The organism is Dietzia cercidiphylli (assembly GCF_014145145.1).
Classification (GTDB): domain Bacteria; phylum Actinomycetota; class Actinomycetes; order Mycobacteriales; family Mycobacteriaceae; genus Dietzia; species Dietzia natronolimnaea.
In genome coordinates this window covers 1-1,218 of sequence record NZ_JAALEA010000448.1, presented here as the reverse complement: position 1 = coordinate 1,218, position 1,218 = coordinate 1, and the positions used below count along the sequence as shown (strand labels likewise).

Sequence of the window (1,218 nt, the reverse complement as noted above, 5' to 3'; positions counted from 1 at the left end):
CGCCGGCCCCCGCCCCGGCCCCCGAGCCCACACCGCCGCCCCAGCCGGTGCCGTCGCCGACCGTCATCCCGCCCGCGCCGGACCTGCAGGACATGCTCGATTCGCTGACCTCCGAGTTCAACTCCTTCGTCCCACCGGGCCAGGCCGGCGAGGGCGACGGTGGCGGCAACACCGGTGGCAACGCGAACCCGAACGCGGGTGCGGCCGCGAACAACGGCAGGGGAGGTGACGGCGGATGACGACACCTCACCTGCTGGCGGGCCGGTACGAGATCGGCGAGGTCCTCGGGTTCGGCGGCATGTCCGAGGTCCACCGGGGGCGGGACACCGTCCTCGGCCGTGACGTGGCGGTCAAGATCATGCGGCCCGAGTTGGCCCGCGACGAGACCTTCTACCAGCGCTTCCGCCGCGAGGCGCAGAACTCGGCGTCGCTCAACCACCCCTCCATCGTGGCGATCTACGACACGGGCGAGGAGCGCACCGATGACGGCGCGTTGCCCTACATCGTCATGGAAGTGGTCGAGGGCGACACGATCCGGGACATCGTCAAGATGGATGGTCCGTTGGAGGTGGAACGCGCACTCGGGGTGATGGCGGACGTCTGCGGCGCCCTCGACTTCTCCCACAAGAAGGGGATCATCCACCGGGACGTCAAGCCGGCGAACATCATGATCTCGCGCGACGGGGCCGTCAAGGTCATGGACTTCGGGATCGCGCGCGCGGTCAGCGACGCCAGCTCGACCCTCACCAACACCTCGTCCGTGCTCGGCACCGCCCAGTACCTCAGCCCCGAGCAGGCCCGGGGCGAGACGGTGGACGCCCGATCGGACCTGTACTCGGCCGGCTGCGTCCTGTACGAGATGGTCGCCGGAGCCCCGCCGTTCACCGGCGAATCCCCCGTCGCCGTGGCGTACCAGCACGTCCGCGAGTCACCGCAGCCGCCCTCCGCGATCAACCCGGAGGTCGGCCGGTACGTCGACGCCGTGGTCATGCAGGCGATGGCCAAGAACCCCGAGAACCGGTACGACACCGCCGGGGACATGCGCACCGACCTGCTCGCCGTCCTGAGCGGCGGCCGGCCGGCCGCCCCGCTCGTGCTCTCCGACGACGAGCTCGACGACGGACAACGACCCGACGCCCCCCACGGATTCGCCGGGGCGGGCTACGGCTCGGGCCGCGCCGACCGGATCCCGCCGTCCGAGGCCCCGACCGAGGCGCA

1 protein-coding gene and 1 pseudogene are annotated in these 1,218 nt (G+C 71.5%); both read left to right on the top strand.

What is annotated here, in order from left to right; genetic code table 11:
- Window positions 1-239: pseudogene (locus tag G6028_RS15175) on the top strand (serine/threonine protein kinase); the annotation flags it as partial.
- The coding region (pknB, locus tag G6028_RS15170) for a Stk1 family PASTA domain-containing Ser/Thr kinase (RefSeq protein WP_182659369.1) at window positions 236-1,218 on the top strand (983 nt) is incomplete at its 3' end. The pseudogene G6028_RS15175 and the gene pknB, both read left to right, overlap by 4 nt.